The 23818-nt window shown below is 69.8% G+C and carries 24 protein-coding genes; 13 read left to right on the plus strand and 11 right to left on the minus strand.

Features of this window, described 5'->3' with window-relative positions; translation table 11 throughout:
- Nucleotides 1-240 precede the first annotated feature (240 nt).
- The 5 genes from ACFQ4H_RS12025 to ACFQ4H_RS12045 all read left to right on the plus strand — a co-directional run bounded on the left by ACFQ4H_RS12025 (nucleotide 241) and on the right by ACFQ4H_RS12045 (nucleotide 6118).
- A complete protein-coding gene (locus ACFQ4H_RS12025; protein ID WP_377570110.1) occupies nucleotides 241-1110 on the plus strand; it encodes a PAC2 family protein in 870 nt (289 codons plus the stop codon).
- 150 nt (nucleotides 1111-1260) lie between these two features.
- Nucleotides 1261-2277 (plus strand): methyltransferase, encoded by a 1017-nt coding sequence (locus ACFQ4H_RS12030; protein WP_377570111.1) that lies wholly within the window; start codon nucleotides 1261-1263, stop codon nucleotides 2275-2277.
- 173 nt (nucleotides 2278-2450) lie between these two features.
- On the plus strand, nucleotides 2451-3242 hold the full coding sequence (locus tag ACFQ4H_RS12035) for a GntR family transcriptional regulator (RefSeq protein WP_377570114.1): 792 nt from the start codon (nucleotides 2451-2453) through the stop codon (nucleotides 3240-3242).
- 1220 nt (nucleotides 3243-4462) lie between these two features.
- Complete coding sequence (locus ACFQ4H_RS12040) at nucleotides 4463-5044, plus strand: SLATT domain-containing protein (RefSeq protein WP_377570116.1); 582 nt, start codon at nucleotides 4463-4465, stop codon at nucleotides 5042-5044.
- 246 nt (nucleotides 5045-5290) lie between these two features.
- Nucleotides 5291-6118, plus strand: coding sequence for a DUF72 domain-containing protein (locus tag ACFQ4H_RS12045; RefSeq protein WP_377570118.1), 828 nt, complete (start codon nucleotides 5291-5293; stop codon nucleotides 6116-6118).
- A gap of 66 nt (nucleotides 6119-6184) precedes the next feature.
- Here the strand turns inward: ACFQ4H_RS12045 and ACFQ4H_RS12050 are convergent, their stop codons facing one another.
- The 6 genes from ACFQ4H_RS12050 to ACFQ4H_RS12075 all read right to left on the minus strand — a co-directional run bounded on the left by ACFQ4H_RS12050 (nucleotide 6185) and on the right by ACFQ4H_RS12075 (nucleotide 11246).
- Nucleotides 6185-6451 carry a hypothetical protein gene (locus ACFQ4H_RS12050; RefSeq protein ID WP_377570120.1) on the minus strand — a complete coding sequence of 89 codons (267 nt, stop codon included), beginning with the start codon at nucleotides 6449-6451 and terminating at the stop codon, nucleotides 6185-6187.
- Nucleotides 6452-6585: 134 nt separating this feature from the next.
- Entirely contained in the window at nucleotides 6586-7824 is a 1239-nt protein-coding gene (gene mshC, locus ACFQ4H_RS12055) for a cysteine--1-D-myo-inosityl 2-amino-2-deoxy-alpha-D-glucopyranoside ligase (RefSeq protein WP_377570122.1), read from the minus strand.
- 64 nt (nucleotides 7825-7888) lie between these two features.
- Complete coding sequence (locus tag ACFQ4H_RS12060) at nucleotides 7889-8707, minus strand: SCO1664 family protein (protein WP_377570124.1); 819 nt, start codon at nucleotides 8705-8707, stop codon at nucleotides 7889-7891.
- Nucleotides 8704-9282 (minus strand): DUF3090 domain-containing protein, encoded by a 579-nt coding sequence (locus tag ACFQ4H_RS12065; RefSeq protein WP_377570126.1) that lies wholly within the window; start codon nucleotides 9280-9282, stop codon nucleotides 8704-8706. The genes ACFQ4H_RS12060 and ACFQ4H_RS12065 overlap by 4 nt, the downstream gene beginning before the upstream one ends.
- A 100-nt stretch (nucleotides 9283-9382) precedes the next feature.
- Nucleotides 9383-10105, minus strand: coding sequence for an MSMEG_4193 family putative phosphomutase (locus tag ACFQ4H_RS12070; RefSeq protein WP_377570174.1), 723 nt, complete (start codon nucleotides 10103-10105; stop codon nucleotides 9383-9385).
- Nucleotides 10106-10193: 88 nt separating this feature from the next.
- A complete protein-coding gene (locus ACFQ4H_RS12075; protein ID WP_377570129.1) occupies nucleotides 10194-11246 on the minus strand; it encodes an LLM class F420-dependent oxidoreductase in 1053 nt (350 codons plus the stop codon).
- 176 nt (nucleotides 11247-11422) lie between these two features.
- Between ACFQ4H_RS12075 and ACFQ4H_RS12080 the strand changes: the two genes are divergently transcribed.
- Nucleotides 11423-12394, plus strand: coding sequence for an aldo/keto reductase (locus ACFQ4H_RS12080; RefSeq protein ID WP_377570130.1), 972 nt, complete (start codon nucleotides 11423-11425; stop codon nucleotides 12392-12394).
- Between the two features lie 66 nt (nucleotides 12395-12460).
- Nucleotides 12461-12652 (plus strand): DUF5703 family protein, encoded by a 192-nt coding sequence (locus tag ACFQ4H_RS12085; protein ID WP_377570131.1) that lies wholly within the window; start codon nucleotides 12461-12463, stop codon nucleotides 12650-12652.
- A 53-nt stretch (nucleotides 12653-12705) separates the two neighbouring features.
- Here the strand turns inward: ACFQ4H_RS12085 and ACFQ4H_RS12090 are convergent, their stop codons facing one another.
- Nucleotides 12706-13377: a hypothetical protein gene (locus tag ACFQ4H_RS12090; protein ID WP_377570132.1), complete on the minus strand. Its 672-nt coding sequence runs from the start codon at nucleotides 13375-13377 to the stop codon at nucleotides 12706-12708.
- Nucleotides 13378-13444: 67 nt separating this feature from the next.
- A complete protein-coding gene (locus ACFQ4H_RS12095) occupies nucleotides 13445-14773 on the minus strand; it encodes a M20/M25/M40 family metallo-hydrolase (protein WP_377570133.1) in 1329 nt (442 codons plus the stop codon).
- Nucleotides 14774-15279: 506 nt separating this feature from the next.
- On the opposite strand from ACFQ4H_RS12095, the gene ACFQ4H_RS12100 reads away from it, so the two are divergent.
- Nucleotides 15280-16275, plus strand: coding sequence for a LysR family transcriptional regulator (locus tag ACFQ4H_RS12100; RefSeq protein ID WP_377570135.1), 996 nt, complete (start codon nucleotides 15280-15282; stop codon nucleotides 16273-16275).
- A 127-nt stretch (nucleotides 16276-16402) separates the two neighbouring features.
- On the plus strand, nucleotides 16403-16639 hold the full coding sequence (locus tag ACFQ4H_RS12105) for a hypothetical protein (protein WP_377570176.1): 237 nt from the start codon (nucleotides 16403-16405) through the stop codon (nucleotides 16637-16639).
- Between the two features lie 86 nt (nucleotides 16640-16725).
- Here ACFQ4H_RS12105 and ACFQ4H_RS12110 read toward each other — a convergent pair whose 3' ends face one another.
- The 3 genes from ACFQ4H_RS12110 to ACFQ4H_RS12120 are packed head-to-tail and all read right to left on the minus strand — an operon-like array spanning nucleotide 16726 to nucleotide 19808.
- Entirely contained in the window at nucleotides 16726-17076 is a 351-nt protein-coding gene (locus ACFQ4H_RS12110) for a DUF3140 domain-containing protein (protein ID WP_377570137.1), read from the minus strand.
- Nucleotides 17076-17252, minus strand: a complete 177-nt coding sequence (locus ACFQ4H_RS12115; protein WP_377570139.1) for a hypothetical protein — start codon at nucleotides 17250-17252, stop codon at nucleotides 17076-17078. The genes ACFQ4H_RS12110 and ACFQ4H_RS12115 overlap by 1 nt, the downstream gene beginning before the upstream one ends.
- Before the next feature lie 15 nt (nucleotides 17253-17267).
- Complete coding sequence (locus ACFQ4H_RS12120; protein ID WP_377570142.1) at nucleotides 17268-19808, minus strand: ATP-dependent Clp protease ATP-binding subunit; 2541 nt, start codon at nucleotides 19806-19808, stop codon at nucleotides 17268-17270.
- An 89-nt stretch (nucleotides 19809-19897) separates the two neighbouring features.
- Between ACFQ4H_RS12120 and ACFQ4H_RS12125 the strand changes: the two genes are divergently transcribed.
- The 4 genes from ACFQ4H_RS12125 to ACFQ4H_RS12140 form a co-directional block, all read left to right on the plus strand.
- A complete protein-coding gene (locus ACFQ4H_RS12125; RefSeq protein WP_377570144.1) occupies nucleotides 19898-20275 on the plus strand; it encodes a PIN domain-containing protein in 378 nt (125 codons plus the stop codon).
- A gap of 431 nt (nucleotides 20276-20706) precedes the next feature.
- A complete protein-coding gene (locus ACFQ4H_RS12130; RefSeq protein WP_377570146.1) occupies nucleotides 20707-20967 on the plus strand; it encodes a hypothetical protein in 261 nt (86 codons plus the stop codon).
- 6 nt (nucleotides 20968-20973) lie between these two features.
- Nucleotides 20974-21843 carry a hypothetical protein gene (locus tag ACFQ4H_RS12135; RefSeq protein WP_377570147.1) on the plus strand — a complete coding sequence of 290 codons (870 nt, stop codon included), beginning with the start codon at nucleotides 20974-20976 and terminating at the stop codon, nucleotides 21841-21843.
- On the plus strand, nucleotides 21836-23818 hold a 1983-nt coding region (locus tag ACFQ4H_RS12140), incomplete at its 3' end, for an FtsK/SpoIIIE domain-containing protein (protein WP_377570148.1). The genes ACFQ4H_RS12135 and ACFQ4H_RS12140, both read left to right, overlap by 8 nt.

Consider the following 23818-nt stretch of genomic DNA (forward strand, 5'->3'; position numbering starts at 1 on the left):
CTCCGGTCAGCAGGCGGCAGGCATACCCTCCCACATACTGTGACCCGAATCGCCCCTGCCCGATCCGTGCCCGTACGTCCCGACCCTACCGGCACCACCGACCGGCGCGGCCAGCGGGCCGCATCCCGATCAGGCACGTAGGCTGACAGACGTGAAGGACAACAGGGACGCCACCACCGGACACCACGCGAAGATCGTCGTACGTGGTACCCGGGCCGGCGTGCGCAGCGAGGTGACGGCGTGACCGAGTTCGACGGGCTGCCCGTACTGCGGTCGCCGGTGGCCATCGCGGCCTTCGAGGGCTGGAACGACGCGGCCGATGCCTCCACCGCCGCGGTCGAACACCTGGAGCAGGTCTGGCAGGCGCGGGAGATCACCGCCCTGGACCCGGAGGAGTTCTACGACTTCCAGGTGAGCCGGCCGACGATCGCCATGGCCGAGGGCGAGACCCGCCGCATCGAGTGGCCGACCACCCACTTCATGGTCGCCAGCCCGGAGGGCACCGAGCGGGATGTCGTGCTGATCCGCGGCATCGAGCCGAGCATGCGCTGGCGGACCTTCTGCGAACAGATCCTGGAGGTCTGCCACAGCCTGGAGGTCAACCGGATCGTCCTCCTCGGGGCGCTGCTGGCCGACGTGCCCTACACCCGCCCGCTGCCGATCAGCGGCAGCGCCTCGGTACGGGACACCGCCGAGCGCTACCAGCTGACCCCGACCCGCTACGACGGCCCGACCGGGATCGTCGGCGTACTCCATGAGGCGGCCACCCGGGCCGAGGTCGACGCGGTCTCCTTCTGGGTGCACGTGCCGCACTACGCCAACAACCCGCCCTGCCCGAAGGCCACCCTGGCGCTGCTGCACCGGGTCGAGGAGGTGCTCGACCTGCCGGTGCCGGTGGCCGACCTGGCCGAGGAGTCGGCCGAATGGGAGCAGCGGGTACGCTCCGCCGCCGAGCAGGATGCCGAACTCGGCGAGTACGTCCGGGAGTTGGAGGAACGGGTCGGCGATGCGGGTATCCAGCCGCTGACCGGTGACGAGATCGCTCAGGAGTTCGAGAAGTACCTGCGACGCCGGGGCGGTTCAGCCGGTCCCACCGCCGGATCGTGGTGAGGTCGCGGGTCTGACCCCGCTCCCGGCATCAGACCTGCGACCGACCGACTTCCATGGCAGCCGAGCCGGACACCCCGTCAGCACGCCGCCGCCATGTCATATAGCTGACACATCCGCCTCGTCGATGCAGTTAAATGATCACATGTTTGCATGATCACCCCAACTCCCCTGATGCAACTCGTGAGTGGCTTCTGGAGCTTCAAGACCTTGGCAGTGGCGGTCGAGTTCGACCTGTTCACCCGCCTGGCGGGCGGCCGGACCGTCACCGTACGGGAAATGGGCCCCGAGTTCGGCCTGGCCGAGCGGCCGGCCGACCTGCTGCTTTCCGCGTGCGCGTCCCTCGGCCTGCTCGACAAGGCCGGTGACGGTTACCGCAACTCCGCGCTGGCCGAGGAGTTCCTGGTCAAGGGCCGCCCCTACTACTTCGGCGGCCAGGTGCGCTACTGCGACGAGCGGACCTACCTGCCCTGGCACCGGGTGCGCGATGCGCTGCGGACCGACCGTCCGATCACCTGGGATCCGGACACCCAGGAGTCGCTCTTCGACGGCAGCGATCCCGGCATGCTGGCGCTGTTCTGGGACGCCATGTACTCGACCTCGATCTTCACGGCGAGGGCCCTGTCCGAGGCGTACGACTTCAGCGGACACCGGAAGCTGCTCGACGTCGGTGGCGGTGCCGGTGCCTTCCCGATCGAACTCTGCCGACGGCTTCCCGAACTACGTGCGACGATCTTCGATCTGCCACACGTATGCCTGCTGGCCGACAAGAAAATCGCCGAAGCCGGGCTCAGCGGGAACATCGGGACGAGCGCCGGCAACTTCCTGACCGATCCCGAGTTGCCCACCGGGCACGACGTCATCCTGCTGAGCATGATCCTGCACGACTGGGACGAGCCGACCAACCGCACGCTGCTGGCCAAGTGTCACGAGGCGCTGCCCTCGGGTGGGGCGATCGTGGTGGCCGAGCTACTGCTCAACGACGAACGTACGGGTCCCCCGGCAGCCGCGCTGATGGGCATGAACATGCTCGTCGAGACCGACGGCGGGAAGAACTACTCCGGGGCCGAGTACAGCGCATGGCTCACCGACGTCGGTTTCACCGACGTACGGGTGCTGTCCTTCGACGCGCCCGGAGCCAACGGGGCGGTCGTGGCCCGCAAGCGTTAGGCCGGGACGACGGTCGAGTAAGTGTGAGGCGGTTTCGGCGTGTCGTCGCCGGCCGCTTCACACTTCGTACGGCATCCTAGGAACCTAGCTGCCAGCGGGCTCTGCTGGGCGCAGGGCCGCAACACTGGTCGGTAGGGCACAACGGCGATCTGCCGACGGAGACGGAGGACGGGATGCAGATCAACCCGGGCGCGGCGGAGTTCCCCCATCGCCAGATCGCCGAGCAACTACGCGAGCGGGTCCGCCGAGGCGACTGGGCACCCGGCGAACGGCTACCGTCGATCCCGGGCATAGCCGAGATGTTCGGGGTCGCCAAGCAGACCGTGCAACGCGCCGTCGACCAACTCCGGGTCGAGGGCATCCTGATCACCAAGCCGGGATCGGGCACCTTCGTACGCGGCACCCGGCGACGTCTCAACCGACTCTCCCGGGGGCGCTACGGCGGCCATCGTGGCTACCACGCCGATCTTGCCGCCCGGTACCGGCAACAGTTGGTCGAGGTCGGGCGGGCACCCGCGCCGCCCGAGGTCGCCGACGCGTTCGGGGTCGCCGACGGAACCGAGCTCATAGTGCGACGACACCTCGTACGCACCGAGGACGTGCCGGTCGAGGTGGGCGCGTCCTGGTTCCGGGTGGCTGACGCGGCGGGCACCTCCCTGGAGCGGGCCGAGGCCTTCGGCCGCCCCCTTTACCAGGAGGCCGAGGAGGTCATCGGGCGGCGTTACCTGACGGCCACCGACCAGATCAGTGCCCGTCAGCCGAGCCGACAGGAAGCCGAGATCCTGCGGATCCGCCCGGACACACCAGTACTCCACCTGCTGCACGTCGCCTACGACGACCGGCGCAAGCCGATCGAGGTCGCCCAGGCGACCTGGCCGGGCCCGATGACCACCCTGACGGAGGAGTACCGGATCCCCGCCCCCACGCCGGACGCCGACCCGGACCCCGGACTCGTCCTGGGCTGACCCGGCATCCTCAGCGGCATCGGCCTCCGGCACGGGCCGGAAGAACCACGGTCTCCACCGACGCACTTCGCGTACGCCAGTACCCCAGCAACTCCACCGGACTCCCAACCTCGACTACCGGGCCGGGCCGGTGCAGGGAACAGGCGGGGTGCCTGACGGGCGCTCCGGAAGGCTAGGGTCAACGGGTGGCCAAGGCGCAGTGGCGGTGCCGCTATGTGGGGCCGGCCGAGGTACGCGAGGTGGCACTGCTTGGTGACGAGGGACATCTGATCCGCTCGCCCGACGAGTTCAGGCACTGGGTCGGAACAGTTGACACCCGAGAATTCGCGGAGCCGTTCACGTTCGTGATTGACGTTGATGGCACGCTTCGCCTAGACGAGTTCCGAAATCTGGCCGGTTCCCGGCGGTCAGGGGAGGCCGCCGTAGAGGCTGTCGAGTTGCCTCGTCTACGCTCCCGCCTTTCACCCCGGTCTACCCCGGCACCTGGCGGGCGCTCTCGCGGATGGACATCGCCCTGGACACGGAACCTCCCGAGACGACGCACGCCGATGCCAGCAGCCCACCCCGGTACGACCCCGTAGCGGTCGGCCACCTCGTGCGAATCCTGACCACCGATGGCGCAACGGCTTGCCCCGCCTGTGCGCCCAACTCGACAGCCAGCAGACCTCCTCGCCCCCGCATCGGCGACGGAAACAACAACACAACACGATCCTGGACGCCCTCCCCATGCCCGAACATCGACCTCTGACTTCGGAAGTACTCGTCTAGCTCCGAGACACAGTGAGCACGTTGCCTGCGTCGGGGGCGGTGAAGTGCTCAGCGCTGGGGAGATTACCTTCGTGCTCCAAGCTGGTAGTTGGACCGTCAGCGAGGTCACCAACCAATCCACCGGCTACTGCCCCGACGTCGAGTCGTGGCCAGCCGTCGCAGCAGCTCTGGACCAGGCCGGTCTTCGTCACCGCCCGAAGGGCTTCACCGTCAACTCATGTCCCGCCGTTGCCCCGATTGCCAGGAACTCAACGTGGTCAAGGAAGCCAACTTCACCTGTGCCTGCTGCGGCACGGAACTCCCTGAACGATGGCGCCCGCCTTCGGCGGACGACCATTCGACGCTGCCGCACACCCCGGGTGTCGTTGTCCGGACAGCCCACTGTCGACACCTGACGGCGTGCGCGAACATGGTTCGTTTCGAGGATCCCGATCCCCTGAGAGGCTGACTGAATGCTGGGGGTATCCCGAAAGGCCCTGCAACGCTCGTACCAATGGTCCAAGGAAATCTCGGAGACGTTTCCCGAGTGTTCTGACCTGATCGAGAAGTTCCTTACCCTGCACCGACGCCGATACCGGCGCCTGGCGAGCCTGCACGCGACCTGGTTCAAGGTCATCGGAGCAATCGAGATCATTCTCAGCATCACCCTGCCCCTGCTGTTCGCTGTCCCGATCATGCGCGACCAGCAGGCCAACTACATCTTCCTGGCGGTTGTCAGCGTCACCGTCGCCATAGCGGCCGGGCTGAGGAACTTCTACTCCTGGGACAGCAACTGGCGCCTGTACCGCTCCCAGGAATTCCTCCTGGCCGGCATGGTCGCGCAGTGGGAGATCGCCCTCCTGAAGATGATCGGGGAAGGCGGCCCCGACATGCAGCGTCGCGCGCTGGACGAAACGGCGCAGGTCCTTGCCAGGCTCACCGAACTCTTCGAGCATGAGAACACCACCCTGTTCAACACCGTGGTGCCTCCGGAGAGCGTCAAGAAGAGTCTGCGAAACAATCCACTTCCGCCGAACCCGGCTCAGGGCCCCTGACGGGGGGTGCCGGACCCGCCGCCGTCGCGCCCGATCGGCTGGAAGTGCCGGGCGAGGAGCGCCCCGCCCCGTCCCGTCCACGGGGGTCTCCTCGCCCATATACCGTGGTCCGGTGTGGCGGCGAGATCGAGAGCACCGCCGCGCGGATGTGCGGTCGTCGACCTGACGGGTAAACCGGGTCGGACGCCCGCACTGGTTCTACCGGTGGGAGGAAGCGGCGTCATGCGTCTTCACGTGGGATGTGCAATGTGGACCCACAAGTCGTGGCAGGGGCGACTTCTGGTGCATCCGCTTCCGTCCCACGAGCGCCTACGGCACTACGCCGGCTGGTGCAATGCGGTCGAGGGAAACACCACGTTCTATGCGACCCCGACCAGGGAAACCGTGGCGTCCTGGGCACGGCAGACCGACCCCGACTTCCGGTTCGTACTCAAGCTCCCGAAGCTCATCACGCATGAGCGCCGTTTCACCGACGTCGACGACGCCCTTCGCGTCTTCCTGGACGCGATCGAGCCACTCGGTCCGCGGACCCATGCCCTCTGGATCCAGCTGCCGGGATCGTTCGGCCCCACTGACGTGACCGCACTCTCCCACTTTCTACGCCGGCTCCCCGGATCCCATCGATACGCCGTGGAAGTACGTCACCCGGCGTTCTTCAGCGACCCCCGCTCGACCCGACTCCTTGAGGCAGCACTTGCCGCCGAGGCCACCGAATGGATTCCATTCGACACCACCGCATTCTTTCAAAGCCCACCGACCAGCGACGCGGAACGGGATGCCTGGGCCAAGAAGCCCCGGATGCCGCTACGGGACCGCGCACTGACCGACCGACCGATCGTCCGGTACCTCGGCCGCGACGCCTCCGCGCAGACGATCGAGGGCTGGCAGCGGTGGATCGACGTTGTCGCCGAATGGCTGCGGGAGGGCCGCTCGCCGACCGTGTTCGTCCACACCCCGGACAACGCTGAAGCGCCCGTGCTCGCCCGCCGCTTCCACGACGAGGTACGGGCACGGATCCCCGAACTCGAGGTACTGCCCGAGCCGATACCGGCCGAGCCCCTGACCCTCTTCTGAGCGGCCGAAGAAACAAGCTTGGGCGTGGGGCGGGTACGCGATGACGATCCACGTGCCCGGGGGACGTCAGAATCCCCCGGCGTCGCCACCGCCCCCGCCGGAGTCACCGTAGCCACCGGAGTCGCCGTACCCACCGGAGTCTCCGTAGTTTCCCGGGTCGCCGTACCCGACGTTCCCGGAACCGCCGTCGGTGTACCGGCCGCGCCTGGCACGACCGGCGGTGTGCCGGCCACGCCTGGAGCGGAAGCCACGCGGCGGGAGGAAGTAGAAGCCGACGAGGGTCAGTACCACCAGAACGAGCATCACGACGACCACGACAACTTCGAACGCCACTACCGCCACCCCTCGACCGGAGACCGCCCTGCGACGGGCCCTCGGTGGGATTCTGGCCCGGACGGGCAACCACCCGACCCGGGCCCGATCCTGGAGCGGTCTGTGGCCGACCGCCGGTGGCCGTACGCGACCGACTAGAGGCGTACCCCGAGCAGGGCGTCGACGGTCGAGGCCATCAGTGCGGGAGCGGTGGGATCATCACCGGCACCGGCGAGCGCACCATTGGCCCAGTTGTCCACCAGGGCCAGCGCGCCGGGTGTGTCGAGATCGTCGGACAGGCGCCCCCGGACGCCGGCCAGCAGGTCGGCCCCGGACGGGCCGGCGGCTGCCGCAGCCGCCTCGCGCCACCGGCCGAGCCGCTGCATCGCGTTCTTGAGCAGGTCTTCGGTCCACTGCCGGTCCGTCCGGTAGTGCCCGGCCAGCAACGCCAGCCGGACCGCCATCGGGTCGACCCGGTCGCCCCGGAGGCGGGACACGAAGACCAGGTTGCCCTGGGACTTGGACATCTTGCTGCCGTCGAGGCCGATCATTCCGGCGTGCACGTAGTGCCGGGCGAAGGGCTGCACACCGGTCAGCCGCTCGGCGTGGGCCGCCGAGCACTCGTGATGGGGGAAGATCAGGTCGTTGCCGCCGCCCTGGACGTCGATGCTGTCGCCGAGCAGCCGGAGGGCGATGGCCGCGCATTCGATGTGCCAGCCGGGCCGGCCCGGGCCCAGCGCGCCACCGGGCCACTGCGGCTCGCCTTCCCGTGCTCCCCGCCACAGCAACGGATCAAGCTGGTCACGTTTGCCCGGCCGCTCCGGATCACCGCCCCGCTCGGCGAAGAACTCCAGCATCTGATCACGCGACAGGTTGGACTCGTACCCGAATCGGGGTGCTGCGGCGATGTCGAAGTAGATGTCGCCGGTGCCGTCGTCGAGGCGGTACGCAGCCCCGTCGTCGAGCAACGCCTGCACCCGCTCGGCGATGTCCGGGATCGACTCGACCGCACCGACATAGTGCGCCGGGGGGATGATCCGCAGGGCTTCCATGTCCTCCCGGAAGAGCGCGGTCTCGCGCATCGCGAGCACGACCCAGTCCTCGCCGTCGCGCTCCGCCCGCTCCAACAGCGGGTCGTCGATGTCGGTGACGTTCTGGACGTACGTCACCGAATGTCCCGCATCGCGCCACATCCGCTGCACGAGGTCGAACGTGATCATCGTGGCGGCGTGGCCCAGATGGGTGGCGTCGTACGGGGTGATCCCGCAGACGTACATCGTCGCCACCCCGCCAGGGTTGGTGGGGTGGACGGCGCACCGCGCCGAGTCGAACAACGCGAGTGGCTGACCGGTTCCCGGCAGCCTCGGCACCTCGTGCCCCACCCAAGATTCCATACCCGCCAGCCTAGTCAGGGTGCTCCGGTCCCAAGTCGGGGGATGAGGTGATCAAGACCACCGGTCAGATCGGCGGCCACGGCATCGCCGGCCAGTCCTCGGGTAGCTCCGGAAACTGCCCGGTCGCCAGCAGCCGGGCCGCCCGCGCCGCCACGGCAGCGACCTCGGCCGGGGTGAGATGTCCGGCCAACGCCTCCCCCAGCGGGCCGTCGAGTTCACCCGCCAGCCGGCGCAGGACGTCTACCGCGTCCACCGGCAGCTCTCGACCCAGCCACCCCCACAGCACGGTGCGCAGCTTGTCGTCGATGTGGAAGCAGACCCCGTGGTCCACGCCGTAGACCCGGTCGTCCGACCCGATGATCACGTGCCCACCCTTGCGGTCGGCGTTGTTGATCACCGCGTCGAGTACCGCCATCCGGGCCAGCCGGGGATCGTCGGCGTGCGCGAGGGCGTACGCCTGTCCGTCATCGTCGCGGGCCGCGGCGACCGGGAACCAGTTCGACGGGAGGCTCTCGTCCGGGACGAAGCCGACCAACGGCTGGGCCTGCGCCGGTTCGTCGATCCACAGCTGGCAGGCACCCGGGCCGAAGGGTCCGTCCCGCAGCACCGTCGGCGGTACGACGTCCCATCCGGTGGCCCGTGACACGAGGTAGGCGGCAACCTCCCGGCCGGCGAGGGTGCCGTCTGGGAAGTCCCACAGCGGACGTTCACCACGTACCGGTTTGTAGACGCAGCGGGCTGTCACTCCGTCGAGGGTGAGGAAGCCCCGCAGCGTGGTGTTGGAGGCGTCGGCCAGCCGACCCTCCAACTCGAACTCACCGTCACGCAACAGCCGCAGGGCATCGTTTTCATGGAGCATGGGCCGCAGATCGGACGACGTCACCGGTGGTAGCCGTTGTGGCGCGGGCAGAGGTGACCCGCGGGATCCAGCGGCTGGCCGCAGAGTGGGCACGGGGGACGCCCGGCGGCCACCACGCGGCGGGCCCGCTCGATGAACTCCCGGGTCGCCTGCGGGGTCAGCCGCACCCGCAACCGATCGAGGTCGTCGTCGGGCTCCTCGTCATCGTCGACAGCTTCGGCCTCGCCGGCGCCAAGGGGAAGCTCGGCCTCTCGTTCGCCGACTGCGATCGCCTCGATGACCACGGTGGCCGTATCGACGTCGAACGCCAGGCCCAACGTGCCGACCCGGAACTCCTCGTCGACCGGGGTGTCCAGCGGGTCGTTGTCCGCCGCTGCCGCCACCGGCTCGGGCAACTCCACCCCGAACCGGCGGTGCGCCTCGCTGAGCAGTTCCTCGAGTTTCTCGGCCAGCAACGACACCTGGACCTTCTCCAGCGCGACGCTGACCAGCCGGCCACCGCCGCGCGCCTGGAGGAAGAACGTGCGGTCTCCCGGCGCGCCCACAGTCCCGGCGACGAACCGCTCTGGCGGCTCGAAGGCGTGCACCTGGTGGGTCATACCTACGACCCTATCCGGCCGGCTCCGCCACCGCGCAGCGCACCGGCCCGAATCGTCTCCGGCAGCCGTCCCGGGCCACCCGTGCGGACCAGCTCAGCCCTCATCTTTCCGGTCCCGCAGCTCCGCTGCCCGCGCCTCCACCCACGGCCGCGTCCGATTCAGCCGTACGCGAACGCCGCCGGGACCGCCGAGGCACCACCAGGTTCGCCAGGTCGCCCCCGACGTCGTTGAGGCGCAGCACGAACGGCCGGGTGGGGGTGTACCGGATCGCGGTCACCGAGCCCGGGTCGGCCACGATCCGCTGGAAGAGATCCAGATGTACGCCGAGCGCGTCGGCCACGATCGCCTTGATGACATCGCCGTGGGTGCAGGCCAGCCAGATCGCCTCCGGACCGTGCTCGGCGGTCAGCTGCGCATCCCAGCGCCGGACCGCAGCCACCGCCCGGGCGGCCATCGCGGCCATCGCCTCCCCCTCGGGGAAGACCGCTGCGCTCGGGTGCTGCTGAACCACCGGCCACAGTGGGTCCTTGGCCAGTTTCTTCAGCGGCTGGCCCTCCCAGGCACCGTACCCGCACTCGTTGAGTCCTTCTTCGACGGTCGGTGTCACGCCGGGCAGCGCCAGTTCCAGGGTCTGCCGGCACCGGATCAGTGGGCTCGTCACCACCGCCGCCAGCGGCAGTACGCCCAACCGGGCCCCGACCGCCACCGCCTGCACCCGGCCGGTCTCATCGAGCTCGACCGGCTGCCTGCCGGCCAGACCGCCGTCAGCGTTGGCGGTGGTACGGCCGTGTCGCAGGAGCAGAAGGGTCGCCACGATCAGCAGCCTACGGTCGGGCGGCAGCCGGGCGGCAGCGCTTCCCGGACCGGCGCCGGATCGTCGACGGCTCCACGCCCCGACGGGAGCGCCATGATCACTCGCCGACCCCGGCCAGGTCGAGCGCCTCGGCGCAGGCCCGCAACGTCTGGATGCCGCTGTCCCGGTCGGCGGCGAACAGGGTCAGCGACAGGGTGGTGACGCCGGCTGCGGCGTACTCCCGCATCCGCTCGGCGATGCGCTCCTTCGGCCCCAGCAGCGAGGTACGGTCGATGAACTCCATCGGCACCGCCGCCGCGGCGTCCCGCTGCCGCTTGGCCAGGTAGAGGTCCTGCACCTCGCGCGCGGCCTCGCCGTACCCCATCCGGGTGGCCAACTGGTTGTAGAAGTTCTGCTCCCGGCTGCCCATGCCGCCCACGTAGAGCGCCGCGTACCAGCGCACCAACTCGGCGCACTGGGCGACGTCGTCGCCGACCACCACCGGCACGCTCGGCACCACGTCGAAGCCGGCCAACTCCTTGCCGGCCCGGGCCCGGCCGGCAGCGACCGCGGCCAACTGCTCGGCGGCGAACTCCGGCGCGTAGAAGATGGCCAACCAGCCGTCGGCGATCTCACCGGCGAGTTCCAGGTTCTTCGGGCCGACCGCGGCGAGATAGATCGGGACCTGCTCCCGGGGCGGGTGGAAGCCGAGGCGCAACGCCTTGCCCGGCCCGTCGGGCAGCGGCAGCGTGTAGTGCTTGCCGTGGTACTCCACCTGCTTGCGGCCGATGGCCAACCGGACGATGTCCACGTACTCCCGGGTGCGGCCGAGCGGCTTGGCGAAGCGTACGCCGTGCCAGCCCTCGGAGACCTGCGGTCCGGAGACCCCGAGGCCCAGCCGGAACCGGCCGCCGGAGAGCGCGTCGATGGTGGCGGCGGTCATCGCCGTGGCAGCGGGCGTACGGGCCGGAATCTGCATCACGGCGCTACCCACGTCGATCCGTTGGGTCTGCCCGGCCAACCAGGCCAGCATGCTCGGCGAGTCCGAGCCGTACGCCTCGGCGGCCCACACCACCGAGTAGCCGAGCCGGTCCGCCTCCTGCGCGAGGGCCAGATGGTCAGCTGGTGTGCTCCACGCCGTCTGGTAGCCGAGGCTGAGTCCGAGTCGCACTGGTTCGCTCCCCCATCCGCAGGTCGATCGAATCAGGTTACGCAATGCCGAGGGCTGGTCGACAAGCGGTGGGTGCCCCGCCCGGTACGGCTCAGTCCTGCCCGACCGGGCGGACCTACCCGGATCAGCGGGAGCGCGGATATCGGGAACGCCACCTTCTGAATAAGGTTCAACCCATGCAGCAACGACCGCTCGGCCGAAGCGGGCTGGCGGTTTCGCGGCTCGCGCTCGGCACCATGACCTGGGGCCGGGACACCGATGCCGACGATGCGGCCGCCCAACTCAGAAGTTTCCTGGACGCAGGGGGCAATCTACTCGATACCGCCGACGTCTACAGCGACGGCGACGCCGAGTCGGTTCTCGGGTCCCTGCTCGGCACCCTCGCGCCCCGCGACGACCTGTTGATCGCGACCAAGGCCGGACTGCGGCCGGGCTCGTCGCGACGCCGCGACGGCTCCCGTGGCCACCTGTTACGCACCCTCGACGGGTCGCTACGCCGACTCGGTACGGATCACATCGACCTGTGGCAGGTCCACGGCTACGACCCGGACACGCCGCTGGAGGAGACGCTGGCCGCGCTGGACTACGCGGTGAGCAGCGGACGGGTCCGATACGTCGGGGTCTCCAACTTCTCCGGTTGGCAGACCGCCCGGGCGGCAACCTGGCAGGCGGCCTTTCCCGGCCGGGCCCCGGTGGTCGCCGCCCAGATGGAGTATTCCCTGCTCGAACGTGGGATCGAGCGGGAGGTGCTGCCGGCCTGCGCGGATCTTGGGCTGGGCGTGCTGCCCTGGTCACCGCTGGGCCGCGGGGTGCTCACCGGCAAGTACCGGCACGGCCGCCCAGCCGACTCCCGGGCCGCTTCGCCACATTTCGAGCGCTTTGTAGCCGGCTACCTGGAGCCACGTTGCTCCAGCATCGTCGAGGCGGTCGCTACGGCGGCCGGCGGGCTGGGCGTGTCCCCCCTGGAGGTCGCGCTCGCCTGGGTCCGGGACCGACCCGGCGTCACCGCCCCGATCATCGGCGCCCGTACCGTCGGGCAGCTCCTGGGCGCCCTACAGGTCGAGCAGATGACCCTGCCCGCAGAGATCGCCCGGGCCCTCGACGACGTGTCGTCGGGGCCCATCGGCTATCCCGAGCGGGACGGGTGAGAATCCGCCCATTTTTACCTGGTGGAGGGACTGGTGCCGCTCCATCGAGGTGGGCAGGATGAACGCATGGACTACGAATACGCGCCGCTGCGGTTACCACCGAATGTCGATCGGATGACCGCAGCGGCGCAGTTGGCGATCCAGGCGGAGTTCTCCGGATGGGAACTGGCCCGGGTGCGGTTGTTCCGGGACGGCACGCGCCAGGTGGTGCTACGCCGCCGACTGGCCAACAAGGCGCAACCGGGCCTTTCCTACTAGTTCCCCACCCGAACCGGGGCCGCCGGACCACCGCCCGGGGGCCACCCGACGGCCTAGCGGGCCTCCACCTCGTCGGTTTCGTCGTCGGCGGTCAGGAACGGGTGCTCGTCGAGCCGACCGATGAGCCGGTCGTCGGCGTTCGGCTGGAACGGCCCGGCGCTGTCGTCGTCGTCGAAGGCCTCCAGGTCCAACGGCGCACCTACCTCGCTGACCATCACGACACCGTCGAGCGGCTCCAGCTCCGGAATGTCCAGCGCACCGAGCGAACCGTCGCCGACCTGCAACAACTCCAGCACCGCCTCGCCGACCCCTTCGATCGGCTCGAACTCGTCCTCGCCCGGGACGCTGGTACGTCGGGCTGCCTCGGCCACGCGGATGAGGGCCGCCACACTCGGCACCCGGTAGTCGCGCCGCTGGCGTACCGACAGCACGCGCGGGTGCGGATCGGTTGGTTCGACGCCGTCCACCCCGGCCAGGCCCGCCGCCAGCCGGGCGTCGGCCTCGTCCGGGTCGATCGATTCGACGTCCCACGGGGTCACCTCACCGAAGGCGTCCAGCAGGCGCTCGTCGTATTCGAACGACGCGTTGTTGAGTTCGACGTACGCCTGCCAGACCTCGTCGTCGTCGATGCGGCCCTGGGCGGCCTTGACTGCGGCGAGGTGCCGCCGAGCGGTCTCGAAGACCCTCTCCAGGGCAGCGTCCAGCTCGGCATGCTGGTCGGTCATTTGGTGGAAGTCCCTTCGTTGCGAGTCTCGCGGGCCGGGCTGGCCGAATGCCGCGTAACCGGATGAATCAACTTTTGCGCAGGAACCGGTCGAGCACCCGCACGCCGAACTGTAGCCCCTCCACCGGTACCCGCTCATCAACGCCATGGAACAACGCGGAAAAGTTGAGATCCGGGGGCAGCCGCAGCGGCGCGAAGCCGAAACAGCGGATCCCCAACCGGTTGAACGCCTTGGCGTCGGTCCCGCCGGAGAGCATGTACGGCACCGGCCGGGCACCCGGATCCTCGGCCCGCAGCGCCGCCGACATCGCCTCGACCAGCGCACCGTCGAAGGTCGTCTCCAGCGCGGGCTGCCGGTGGATGTACTCCACGTCCAGGTCCGGGCCGATCACCTCACGCAACTGTTCCAACAGGAGTTCCGACTGGCCGGGCAGGCTGCGACAGTCGATAGTGGCGGTTGCCCGACCAGGAATCACGTTGTCCTTGTAGCCGGCGTCGAGTCGCGTCGGGTTGGCGGTGTTGCGAATGGTCGCGCCGATGATGTTCGCGATCGGGCCGAGCTTGGCGATCGCCACCTCCGGGTCGTCCGGATCGAGTTCGATCCCGAGCAGTTCGGACACCTCGGTCAGGAAGGCACGTACGGTGGGCGTGACCACGACCGGGAAGCGGTGACGCCCGACCCGGGCCACCGCCTCGGCAAGCGCGGTCACGGCGTTGTCGTCGTGGACCATCGAGCCGTGACCGGGGCGCCCACGGGCGTGCAGCCGCAGCCAGTCGATCCCCTTCTCCGCGGTCTCGATGAGATAGAGCCGCACGTTCTCGTTGACGGAGTACGAGAAACCGCCCACCTCACCGACCGCCTCGGTGCACCCGTCGAACAGTTCCCGGTGCTGTTCGACCAGGAAGTGCGCCCCATAGTCGCTACCGGCCTCCTCGTCGGCGGTGAAGGCCAGCACGATGTCGCGGGGCGGGCGTACCCCGGTACGCTGCCAGTCCCGTACGACGGCCAGCACCATCGCGTCGAAGTCCTTCATGTCGATCGCGCCCCGGCCCCACAGGTAGCCGTCCTGGACCTCACCGGAGAACGGGTGCACCGACCACTCGGCGGCGTCGGCGGGCACCACGTCGAGGTGCCCGTGCACCAGCAGAGCGTCCCGTCCGGGATCGATGCCGGGAATCCTGGCGATCAGGTTGGCCCGCCCGGGGGCGGACTCGTGGATCCGGGACTCGACACCGACCTCGGCAAGCTTCTCGGCGACGTACTCTGCGGCGACCCGCTCGCCGGCGCTGGTGGCGTTGTCCCCGGTGTTGCTGGTGTCGATGCGCAGCAGGTCCCGACAGAGGTCGACGACCTCGTCGACGGCGCTCGGACCGGTTGGCGCGGCGTGGCTCGTCATGCGGTTCTTCATATCACTACGGCCTGCTCCGGGCCGAACCCCACGAGCCGCCCGGCTGGACCCACCTCACCGCCCCGACGGAACAACAGCCCGGGTGGGACACCGCACGCTGACGGGCACGCCCGGTGGCCATCGGACGTACGAGTGGTGGAACGGCTCCCGGTTCGAAGGTGGTCATGTCGTGTCACGGTTTACCGCATCGGGCGCGGGGCAACGATCGAAATGACATCCGGCAACATCTGAAGGGACATGCCGGCAACCGCCGACACGGACCGACGGGTCGCCGGATGCTCGCCCACCGCCCACGGCAACAACTCCTGACATGCGATCAGCTACCACATAGCAGCTGACAGGAGCCTCCTACACATCGAGAACCGACGACTCCTGGACCAACACGCAGTTAATGCACGTCGATGTCCTTTCGGTTGTTTTTCAGTTTTCTTTCGGAGGATCTTTCATGACCAAAGGTCTTCCGGTGAATCCTGTCCTGGTCCTACCGTCACGTTATGAACCTGGAGCTACGGCACCTGAAGGTGGTCTGTGCGATAGCGGAGACCGGCAGTGTGACCAAGGCTGCCTCGACGCTGGGGCTGGCCCAACCGGCGCTCACCGCACAACTGCAACGCATCGAGCGCACCCTCGGCGGTGTGCTCTTCGAACGGGACCGGCGCGGCGCACGTCCCACCGCCCTGGGCGAACTGGTACTGGCCCGGGCCCGGGTGCTGCTGCCGGCCATGAAGGGCCTTCAGGACGAGGCGGTCCGGTTGGCCGGGGCCGGCACGACGATGAGCCGCTACCGGTTCGGCGGGGTCAACAGTCCGATCCTCGGCCGGCTCGTACATCGACTGACCACCGAACAGCCACACGCGCAGATCAGCACGTACGCCTCGTGGTCCGTGGACGAGTTGGCCCAACTCGTGCTCAGCGGCCGAATTGACTACATCCTGGCCGGGGTGTGCGGCGACTCAACACCGTCCGCCGACCCCAACATGGCCTGGCGGTCGATCGCCATGGAGCCGGTCTTCGTCCTCCTGCCGGAGCGGCATCCACTCACCGCCGGCAACGAGATCCACCTGGCCGAACTGAAGCGCGAACAGTGGGTGGCCGCACCCGGGGACGGTTGCTTCGGTGACTGTTTCGCCGCCGCCTGCGCCCGCGCCGGCTTCACCCCCCGCAAGATGTACGAAACCGACGTGCGGGGATGCATCGATCTGGTGGACACCGGGGCAGCGGTGGCACTGTGCCAGGCCACCTTCCGTTCCACGCCCGGCCTGGTGACCCGGCCACTGGCCGGCGTACCGCTACGTTGGCGGCTGCTCCTCGGCTGGCACCCGGACGCCCCGGCCTCGTCCACCGCCGACCGGGTACTGGCCCACGCGGTGTCCGCCTACCTCGACACCCTCGAGCAGAACCCCCGCTACCTGGCCTGGTTGCGACACAATCCCGAATTCGGCGTACGACAGCAGACCGCACCCACGGTCACACCACTGAGCGTGACGTGAAGCAGAAGTCGCCACCCGCACCGGTCGCGCACCATTCGGGCGCCACAACCGCCGGCTGCGAAAGGGGGACGGGGTTCTGGTGGCTGCCAGCAAGTGCGAAGCCGCCGACACCGGGTACGCACCGGACATGAGCGACCTGTACCAGCCTGCGGACGATCGGGACACCGCCCGCCGGATCGCCGCCGCGCACACCTCCGTATCCAGGGACGTGGAGGACTTCCTCGGGCGGCTGCCCGCAGTGCCCACGCCGGCCGACATCGCCGAATACGCCGCCCTGGTCGCCCGGGAGGAACTGGTACGCGCCGAACGGCAGGCGGCGGCTGCCGCCGCAGGGCTGGAGATCCAGAGCGTCGGTACGGAATAGCACCGGGCGAGCACGGAAAAGGTCGACGGCGATGATCGCCGTCGACCGACTTTCTGGGTCTGGGCAGTTCTCCCTCCCACAACCGTTCAGCGCTGGTTCAGTGGGTCGTGGCCCAGGTTCATCAGCGAATGCCGCCACTGCTCGTCACGTAGCCCCTCCTCGGGCGGCCCGTCGAGCAGATCCTGGATCTCCACGACGGTCTCCCGCATCACCTGGATGTCCTCCGCGGTGAGGTCGACCTTGCGCTTGCCGAGGATCGACAGGATGTGCCGGCCGGGCTCCGGTAACCCGAGATGCGGCTCCGGCTCGAACGCCTCCTCGCCGGACCCCTGGACCATCAGCCAGGTACGCAGTTGGTCGGAGGTGACGTTGACACAGCTGTGGAAGTCCTCCCAGAGCTGCTCGACCTCCGGCTCGATACGGCTCTCCCGCGCCATCAGCGCTCCTCCCGAGGGGTGATCCGCGGTTCCACAGGTTCCCCCTCGTTCCAGTCCACATCGACGGTGGCCTTCGGCTGCTCCTTCTTGACCCGGCCCGGGTTGGCCGTTCTCGGGGTATGGAGCACGGCGTCGGTCTTCAGCGTCTTCTCGTGTTCTTCCTCGGGTTCTGTCATGTCGGACTCCTCTCCTCAGCTGGCCGCCGCAGCCGCCGCGCTGCGCTCGCCCTGCGACACCTCGAATGTCAGCGAGCCCTCATGGGCCCCGATGGTGACCCGTTGCCCCGGCACGAGAGATCCCTCGAGCAGCATCCGGGAGAGCCGGTTGTCGACCTCGCGTTGGATGGTCCGGCGCAGGGGTCGGGCCCCGAATTCCGGCTGGTGCCCGTGCTCGGCGATCCAGTCCACCCCAGCGGTGGTGAATTCCACGATGATGTCCTGGGCGTGCAGTCGCCGGCGGGTCTCCTCCAGCAGCAGTTCGGTGATCTGGCGCAGTTGCTGGGCCTCCAGCCGACGGAAGATGATGATCTCGTCGATGCGGTTGAGGAACTCGGGCCGGAACTGCTCCTGCAGCCGGCGCATCAGCCGCTCGCGCAGTTCGGAACTCTCATGTTCGTTGTCACCGTTTCCGCCGAACCCGACACTGCGCTGGGTACCGGTGATCAGTTCTGAGCCCAGGTTGCTCGTCATGATCAGAACAGTGTTGCGGAAGTTGACCGTGCGGCCCTGGCTGTCGGTGAGCCGGCCCTCGTCCAGCACCTGCAACAGGATGTTGAACACGTCGGCATGCGCCTTCTCGATCTCGTCGAGCAGCACCACGGCGTACGGACGGCGGCGCACCGCCTCGGTCAACTGCCCCGCTTCCTCGTACCCCACGTAACCGGGCGGGGCACCGACCAGTCGGCTCACCGTGTGCCGTTCCTGGAACTCGCTCATGTCCAGCCGGACCATCCGGTCGGGCTCACCGAACAGCGCCTCGGCCAACGCCCGGGCCAACTCGGTCTTGCCCACCCCGGTCGGGCCGAGGAACAGGAAGCTGCCCATCGGCCGGTCCGGATCGGCCAGTCCGGTACGCGACCGCCGGACCGCCTCGGCGATGGCGGCGACCGCATCGTCCTGTCCGATCACCCGCTCGTGCAGGTGTCCCTCCAACCGCAGCAGCCGGTCCCGCTCCTCCTCGGTCAACTGGCTGACCGGAATGCCGGTGGCCCGGGAGACCACCTCGGCGATCTCCTGCGGGCGTACCTGGGGCACCTCGTGCTGCTCACCGTTGCCGCGCGCCGCCTCGATCCGTTCCTGGATCTGCTGCAACCGGTCACGCAGTTCGGTGGCCCGCTCGTACTGTTCGTCGGCGACCGCCTGGTCCTTGTCCCGGCGTACCTCCTCGAGCTCCCGCTCCAGGTCGCGCACGTCGCCAGCGGGGGTACGGATGCGCAGCCGGACCCGGGCGCCGGCCTGGTCGATGAGGTCGATCGCCTTGTCGGGCAGGAACCGGTCGGTGATGTACCGGTCGGCCAACTCGGCGGCGGCCACCAGTGCCTCGTCGACGAAGCGCACCTGGTGGTGGGCCTCGTAACGGTCCCGTAGCCCGCGCAGGATGGTCACCGTGTCGTCGACCGACGGCTCCGGCACCAGGACCGGTTGGAACCGCCGGGCCAACGCGGCGTCCTTCTCGATGTACCGCCGGTACTCGTTGAGCGTGGTGGCACCGATCACCCGTAGGTCGCCCCGGGCCAGCGCCGGCTTGAGCATGTTGCTGGCGTCCATGCCGCCCTCACCGCCACCGCCCGCGCCGACCAGCGTGTGCATCTCGTCGAGGAAGACGATCAACTCGTCACCGTGCGCCCGGATCTCGTCGATGACCTTCTTCACCCGTTCCTCGAAGTCGCCCCGGTAGCGGGTGCCCGCCACCAGGCCGGCCAGGTCGAGCTGGATCACCCGCTTACCGAGCAACGTCTCCGGGACGTCCCCGTCGATGATGCGCTCCGCCAGCCCCTCCACGATCGCCGTCTTGCCGACGCCGGCCTCGCCGATCAGCACCGGATTGTTCTTGGTACGCCGGGACAGGATCTCCACCGCCTGCTCGATCTCGTCGCTGCGGCCGATCACCGGGTCGATCTGGTCGGCCATGGCCAGGTCGGTCAGGTCCTGGCCGTACTGGTCGAGGGTGGGTGTCCCCCGGTCCGGCCGGGCGGCGGGCATCCCCCGCTCCGCTCCGGCGGCCTGGAGCGACTGTGGCTGCACCCGGCTGGAGGCCAACATCCGGCCGGCGGGGGACTCCGGATTGAGTGGCAGGGCCATCAGGATGTGTTCCGGGGCGATGTACGACGCGCCCATCGCCCGGGACAGCTTGTGCGCGTCGAGCAGCGCCCGCTTGGCCGCCGGGGTGAGGGACAGGTTCGCCGGGAAGTCACCGGGCGGCGCGGGTTGGCCGGCGGGCGGCCCGCCCAACGCGCCCAGCAGCGACTCCGGGTCGGCGCCGGCCCGACGGATCAGGTCACGCAGCGGCTCCCGTTGCAGTGCCGCCCACAGCAGGTGGTCGGTGTCCAGGTCGTTGCTGCGCGCCTGGGCGGCCCGGCGAGCGGCGTCCGCCAGCAGTTCACGGGCGTCCGCGGTCATCAACCGGGTGATGTCCACCCGCTGCGCCGGGCGGCGACCCTCGATCCGGCCGAAGTACCTGGCCAGAAACTCGTCCCAGGGGTCGGTGCCGAACTCACCGGGTCCCTGTGCCATGAGCTGTCCCCCTTACCCGCACGCCACAGTCGGCGTGGGCTACCCGGCGGCTGCGCTGGCAAACGTGCCGGGATGGCAGTCTGGGGCGTATGGACACCGAGCCACTGCTGGTCGTGGACGCGGCCAACGTCGTGGGTTCCCGCCCTGACGGCTGGTGGCGGGACCGGGCCGCAGCCACCGTCCGGCTCCGGGACGCCCTGGCCCCGGTCACCCACACCGGCCTGCCCGGCCTGCCACCGCCGGTCGAGGTGGTCCTCGTCGTGGAGGGGGCGGCCCGGCAGGTTCCGGGTACCGCCGAGGTACGGGTGGTCGCCGCGACCGGATCCGGCGACGACGCCATCGTCGATCTCGTCCGTACGGTGGCGGACGGCCGGTCGTGCGTGGTGGTCACCGCGGATCGGGTGTTACGGGACCGGGTCGCCGGGTTACGGGCACAGGTACGGGGTCCTCGCTGGCTGCTCGGCTGACCCGTGCCGCCGGTAGCACCGGCCGGTCACCCGGCCCCACCGGCGACGACTCACCCGGCCCTACCGGCGGCGACAGCACCGATCGGTCAGTGGCGGCGCCGGACGATCAGCGGCGGCAACAACCGGTAAGTGGCAGCGCCGGACGATCAGCGGCGGCAACGACCGGTAAGTGGCAGCGCGTCGGTCTCCTACACACACCCGCGATACCACCGGTCGCTGCCACAGTCACGGACCAACCGCCCAACGGCGGATGTCGGAGATCCGACTGTACGACCGGCGGCCCCAGAGCGGTCCCGCTCGACCTCGCCCTCTATCGTGCGGGTGGCCACCGAGCCGGACCGGACACATGGACAGCTTCGACCCACTACCGGATGATCGGCCCGATCGGGATAGGCTCTGAGGATAGCCCTCCCCGCCCCCAGGAGGTCGTTGTGGCAAGCGTCGCCGAGCTGAAGGCCGCCATCGACGCCGCCCTCCAACAGATCGGTGACGGTCAGACTGCGGTCCAGGCGGCCAGCGAGAAGCTGACCGAGGCACAGCAGACGCTGGCCGGCGCCCTGGAGGGCAGTGGGCACGAGACGGTCAACGCCGCTCAGGCCTCACTGTCCCAGGCGACCCAGGAACTGGAAGAATGCCTCGCTGCGACGCTGGCCGCGGTCGAGCAGGCACAGATCTACGTCTCGACACTCTGATCCGCCATGTCGATCATCGAGGAACTGGGCGCACAGATCAGGGCCACCTCCGACGAGCTACCGGTGGCCCTGATAGTGCAGATCCTCGAGCGGCTCGGGCAGGCCTCGGAACGGCTGCGCTGGGTGCGCCAGGAGTCCGCCGACCCGATGGGCGTACCGGAACTGTCCGCCGCCATCGAGCATGCGGAGACCGCTGGCCACGCTCTCCGCGTGGCCCAGGACCAGTTGGCCAGCTACCTGGTCGCGATCGGTCTCGGCCAGGACGGCCCGGCCGCGCCACCGGCCGAGCGACGCCCGGGCCCGGCCGGTCCGCCGGCCGGTGAGGTCGGTGGGGTGCCCGATGGTCGCGGTTCCCGGACGGTACGCCGCTGGTGGGCGGTCCGGGTGGCCGAGCTGACCGGCGGTCGGGAGACCCCGGTGGCCGAGCCGAGCCAACGGGTCACCGACGCCGGGGAGTTGCTGCGCCGGGTGGCCGCAGAGGTACGGTCCGGTGACCGTGGACGGCTGCATGCCGAACTGCGGGACGTGGACGCCAACGTCGGCCTCAACCTGGCGGCGGTGGCCCCACCGATGCTGCGGGACCTGGCCGCCGAACTGCTGGGGCATCCGCCCCGGGCGAAGGATCTGCCGAAGCTACGCGACGAGGTCAACGGCGGGGTACGTGACCTGCTCCCCGGGCTGCCGCCGGCGGTGCTCGACACGGTGCTCACCCGGGTGTGCCGGATGCCTCCACCGAAGGACCCCCCGGAGGAGGTCGCCCAGCCGCATCCGGCCGATCCGGCGGTCGCCGCCGGCGTGCTGACCGGCCTGCTGCTACGCCGACTCGGCCGCGACGAGGAAGCGCTCACCGCAGCGACCCAGGAGAGCCGTGGCTGACGTACGAATGCAGCTCGTCGTCCGGGCGCGCGGCATGCTCTCCCATGCGCTGGGTGCGACCCGGGCGCGGCTGGCCGCTGCCCGCGCCGACCTGGAAACCGCACAGGACCGGCTGATCCGCACCCGCGAGGCGGCTCGCCGGTTGCCCCCGAGGGTGGGGGCGGAACGGGACCGTCGGGTCGCCGAGATCGGCGATCAGCACGCCGCCCAGATCGCCGCTCTCGCCAAGCAGGCCGCCGAAGCGGCCGAGCGCGCGGCTCCCGGTGCCGGGGGTGCCGCCTGGGCGGACTGGCGACCCAGCCCGGTCGTACGTGGTGAGCCGCCCGGGTGGCTGCGGATCGGGTCGATCCGCCTGCCCGACGCCGAACCGGTGCCGGCCCTGGTACCGCTGCTCGACCACGGCCACATCCACGTCTCCGGCGACAATCGCGCCGGCTGCGACGCGGTCGTCTCCACCCTGCTGCTGCGTGCCCTGGGGCAGGCCGCCCCGGGCGCGGTACGGCTGATCGGCTACGACCCGGAGCACCTGGGCGGAGGGCTTGCCGGGTTCGCCCCCCTGTCCACCGCCGGGCTGCTGACCTTCGTCGGGCCGGGTGGCCTGGCCCACCTGCTCGACGATCTCACCGACCACATTCGACGGATCAACGAGACGGTCCTTGCCGGCGAACACGGCTCGCTGCGGGAGTTGGCCGCCGCGACCGGCCGTCGTCCCGAGCCGTGGCGGGTGGCGGTGCTGCTCGGCGGCGACGAGCTGTCCCGCCACGAGCGGGGGCAGCTCGACCGGGTGATCCGTACCGGCGCGGCCTGTGGGGTGCACCTCGTCGTACGCGGCATCGACCTGCCGGACGAGCCGACCGTGGAGCGGATCGTGGTCGATCCCGGCGACACCCAGCTCAGCGGGGGTGCCGGCCTGTCGGTGCGGCTGGACCGGCCGCCGCCGGCCCACCTGGTGACCGAGACCTGCCGGCAGGTGGCCGCGGAGGTGGCCGCCGGGCCGCCGCCGGCCCCGTTCACCGACCTGCTGCCACCGGACGACCAACTGTGGCGGGAGGACTCCGCGGCCGGCCTGACCGCGCCGATCGGCGACGGGCCACTCGGCCGTCCGGTGCTGCTCACCCTGGGCGACTACCCGCCACACGCCCTGATCGGCGGGCCGTCGGGAACCGGCAAGACCAACCTGATCTTCGCCTGGATCGGTGCGCTGGCCTCCCGCTACTCCCCCAACGAGCTGGAGTTCTATCTGCTCGACTTCAAGGAAGGGGTCTCCTTCGCCCGGTTCGCACAGGGCCGCCGTGACCCGAGCTGGCTGCCGCACATGCGCCTGGTCGGCATCAACGTGAACACCGACCGGGAGTTCGGGCTGGCCCTGCTCCGGTTCCTCGCCGAGGAGCTGCGTCGCCGGGCGGACGCCGCCAAGCGACACGAGGTCACCAAGCTCTCCGAGCTGCGGTCGGTGGACCCCGAGGGCCGATGGCCGCGGATCGTGGCCGTGGTCGACGAGTTCCAGATGCTGCTGGCCGGCCGGGACGCGGTCGCCCGGGAGGCGGCCGACCTGCTGGAGGACCTGGCCCGCCGGGGCCGGTCGCAGGGCATCCACCTGGTGCTGGCGTCGCAGGACGTACGCGGGATCGAGGCGCTGTGGGGTCGGCCGGCGCTGGTCGCCCAGTTCACCCTGCGGATCGCACTGCCCAAGGCGCTACGGATCCTCGCCGAGCGCAACGACGCGGCCCAGACGCTGCCCCGGCACCACGCGGTGGTCAACGCCGAGTCCGGGATGGTGGAGGGCAACCAGATCGCCCGTATCCCCTCGGCCAGTGACTGGGGCACCTGGAGCGAGTTGCAGCACCGGCTCTGGCGGATGCGCCCGGCCGATGCCGCGCCGGCCCGGCTCTTCGACGGTGACGCGATACCCCGCCTGGCCGACGCGGCGGACTACGCGGCGCTGCGCCCGCTGGACGGACCCGGCGGCCGGGAC

The organism is Micromonospora sonneratiae (assembly GCF_042679305.1).
GTDB lineage: Bacteria > Actinomycetota > Actinomycetes > Mycobacteriales > Micromonosporaceae > Micromonospora_H > Micromonospora_H sonneratiae.

Excerpts from the sequence above, each read along its gene's own strand:
- ACFQ4H_RS12030 (WP_377570111.1), top strand. The coding sequence starts at position 1,261 with ATGATCACCCCAACTCCCCTGATGCAACTCGTGAGTGGCTTCTGGAGC.
- ACFQ4H_RS12090 (WP_377570132.1), bottom strand. The coding sequence starts at position 13,377 with ATGACCGACCAGCATGCCGAGCTGGACGCTGCCCTGGAGAGGGTCTTC.
- ACFQ4H_RS12135 (WP_377570147.1), top strand. The coding sequence starts at position 20,974 with ATGTCGATCATCGAGGAACTGGGCGCACAGATCAGGGCCACCTCCGAC.
- ACFQ4H_RS12110 (WP_377570137.1), bottom strand. The coding sequence starts at position 17,076 with ATGGCGCGGGAGAGCCGTATCGAGCCGGAGGTCGAGCAGCTCTGGGAG.
- ACFQ4H_RS12085 (WP_377570131.1), top strand. The coding sequence starts at position 12,461 with ATGGACTACGAATACGCGCCGCTGCGGTTACCACCGAATGTCGATCGG.
- ACFQ4H_RS12035 (WP_377570114.1), top strand. The coding sequence starts at position 2,451 with ATGCAGATCAACCCGGGCGCGGCGGAGTTCCCCCATCGCCAGATCGCC.
- ACFQ4H_RS12115 (WP_377570139.1), bottom strand. The coding sequence starts at position 17,252 with ATGACAGAACCCGAGGAAGAACACGAGAAGACGCTGAAGACCGACGCC.
- ACFQ4H_RS12045 (WP_377570118.1), top strand. The coding sequence starts at position 5,291 with ATGTGGACCCACAAGTCGTGGCAGGGGCGACTTCTGGTGCATCCGCTT.
- ACFQ4H_RS12125 (WP_377570144.1), top strand. The coding sequence starts at position 19,898 with ATGGACACCGAGCCACTGCTGGTCGTGGACGCGGCCAACGTCGTGGGT.
- ACFQ4H_RS12040 (WP_377570116.1), top strand. The coding sequence starts at position 4,463 with ATGCTGGGGGTATCCCGAAAGGCCCTGCAACGCTCGTACCAATGGTCC.
- ACFQ4H_RS12100 (WP_377570135.1), top strand. The coding sequence starts at position 15,280 with ATGAACCTGGAGCTACGGCACCTGAAGGTGGTCTGTGCGATAGCGGAG.
- ACFQ4H_RS12120 (WP_377570142.1), bottom strand. The coding sequence starts at position 19,808 with ATGGCACAGGGACCCGGTGAGTTCGGCACCGACCCCTGGGACGAGTTT.
- ACFQ4H_RS12105 (WP_377570176.1), top strand. The coding sequence starts at position 16,403 with ATGAGCGACCTGTACCAGCCTGCGGACGATCGGGACACCGCCCGCCGG.
- ACFQ4H_RS12080 (WP_377570130.1), top strand. The coding sequence starts at position 11,423 with ATGCAGCAACGACCGCTCGGCCGAAGCGGGCTGGCGGTTTCGCGGCTC.
- ACFQ4H_RS12065 (WP_377570126.1), bottom strand. The coding sequence starts at position 9,282 with ATGACCCACCAGGTGCACGCCTTCGAGCCGCCAGAGCGGTTCGTCGCC.
- mshC (WP_377570122.1), bottom strand. The coding sequence starts at position 7,824 with ATGGAATCTTGGGTGGGGCACGAGGTGCCGAGGCTGCCGGGAACCGGT.
- ACFQ4H_RS12095 (WP_377570133.1), bottom strand. The coding sequence starts at position 14,773 with ATGACGAGCCACGCCGCGCCAACCGGTCCGAGCGCCGTCGACGAGGTC.